3 protein-coding genes are annotated in these 1,830 nt (G+C 42.2%); 2 read left to right on the top strand and 1 reads right to left on the bottom strand.

Annotated elements, in window-relative coordinates; translation table 11 throughout:
* A partial coding sequence (locus tag QZY09_RS08460; RefSeq protein WP_295670994.1) for an ATP-binding protein occupies window positions 1–279 on the top strand: 279 nt, incomplete at its 5' end.
* 78 nt (window positions 280–357) lie between these two features.
* On the opposite strand, the gene QZY09_RS08465 is transcribed toward QZY09_RS08460, so the two are convergent.
* Entirely contained in the window at window positions 358–1,296 is a 939-nt protein-coding gene (locus QZY09_RS08465) for a fatty acid desaturase (RefSeq protein ID WP_295670998.1), read from the bottom strand.
* 145 nt (window positions 1,297–1,441) lie between these two features.
* Here QZY09_RS08465 and QZY09_RS08470 point away from each other — a divergent pair.
* Window positions 1,442–1,830 (top strand): alpha-ketoglutarate-dependent dioxygenase AlkB (locus tag QZY09_RS08470; RefSeq protein WP_295671000.1); only part of this gene is annotated, 389 nt, incomplete at its 3' end.

The following is a 1,830-nucleotide window of genomic DNA, read 5'->3' on the forward strand; positions in this document are numbered from 1 at the left end:
CGATCTTGTATAGAGATAGGCATGGTTGAAAAGGATGGAGAGCAGGTGTATTTTATAAAGGATAATGGTATAGGCTTTGATATGAAAAATGCAGACCGGCTGTTTAGTGTGTTTCAACGCCTGCATAAAGAAGCCGACTATGAGGGCACAGGTGTAGGCCTTGCGCTGGTGCATAGCATCATTAAAAAACACGATGGTAAAATATGGGCCGAAGCCGCACCAAACCAAGGAGCTACATTTTACTTCAGCATTCCGGTATTTAAAGTAACCGACAATTAAATTACGACAGATTGGGCAGTATCAGTCACAAAGCTTCTGCTGTTTCTAAAACCTTATTGCAACAAAAAGTAAAATACTTTAAGCCCCGGCCATATCAGTAGCATGCTGGCTAACATTTATATCACCCACCCAATCTTCGTCTTTAACAGCAGGAGCAAGAACCAGGGGTTGCCCCAAATAATCAAGCCGCTTAGCGGGGTATATATGCGTTTTAAAAAGATAAGCCGGCAGAGATTCCAGATCAAGCGCAGGATGAATATGCGGCCTTACATGCTCGTTATGGTAAGCCGGCAGCAAACTCCAGTGCAGGTTAGGTTTAATGTGGTGGGCGCCATGGTACCCGTTATTAAATAAAAACCAGTTAAGCGTATTACCTGTAAAATTACGGCTGTGGTTGTACGGGTGGTTTTCATCAACGCCATCGTGCTGAAAATAGTTGGTACCCACAATGCCCCAGGCGGCATACTGATGTGGTATTAAAATAAACAACACGGCACATTTCCAGTTTACAATCAATAGCACAATTTTAAGGCCCATTACCATCACCATCTCCAGCAAATATTGCCTGAACCACGATGGTCTTTCAACCCGCATTTTTTTAGCAAAGCGTATTTCACCTTTCAAAATATCGCCGCTCATTAAAAAGAAAAACAACAGCTGGTTTAATATATTGATTTTGAAACGCGCCTTACTGGTGCGTATGGCGTCTTTATTGCCCTGAGTATATTTATGGTGGCTGAAATTATGGCCCGGCACATAAGCACTGGTAGAGTGGCCATAAGTAAATGAAAGCACTACCTGGAAAAACTTATTCATGCCACGCTTTTTAAAAATGGGGACATGAATAGTATTGTGCACTATTACCGCGCAGGTAAATGATAGAAAGCAGTTGATAATAACAAACAATGCAATTTGCCAGTTATTAAGCTGTGGCCATAAAAACCACGGCATAATGGCAAAAACAAAATAAAGCAACACGGTAATTACAGTTCGCCTGTCGGCAGTATATCTTAACATGGTGCTGCAATATAAAAATTTTAAAATGTAGGTCTTTTTTTGACATAAAAACCAATGGCGGCGCTGTAATTTTTTAAACAGCACCATCAAATTAAAAGCGGCACCGCGATTCATCAGATTTACTTACTATTTTCGAAATACAGTCATGACGTTATCCCTATTCAACGAACGCGAAAACCTTTTGCCCTACAAAGGCGAAGCATATCTTTACCCCGCATTCTTCAACGGCGGCGAGAGCAAACAATACCTGCATGATTTAACCCATAACATTGCCTGGAAACATGAGCCCATCAAAATTTTTGGCAAAGAAGTAATGCAGCCGCGTTTAACGGCCTGGTATGGCGATAAGGCTTACACCTATTCAGGTATTACCATGCAGCCGTTGCCATGGACCCCGGCACTCGCAGACATTAAAGCAAAAACTGAAGCCGTTGCAGGCACCGGCTTTACCAGTGCGCTGTTAAATTTTTATCGCAATGGCAAAGACAGCATGGGCTGGCATCGCGATAATGAAAAAGAATTAGGCACTAACCC

Origin of the sequence: uncultured Mucilaginibacter sp. (assembly GCF_903913935.1) — a bacterium.
Lineage (GTDB): Bacteria > Bacteroidota > Bacteroidia > Sphingobacteriales > Sphingobacteriaceae > Mucilaginibacter.

What these genes read in the sequence shown, in the direction of transcription:
- QZY09_RS08465 (WP_295670998.1), bottom strand. Translation starts at nt 1,296, where the DNA reads ATGTTAAGATATACTGCCGACAGGCGAACTGTAATTACCGTGTTGCTT.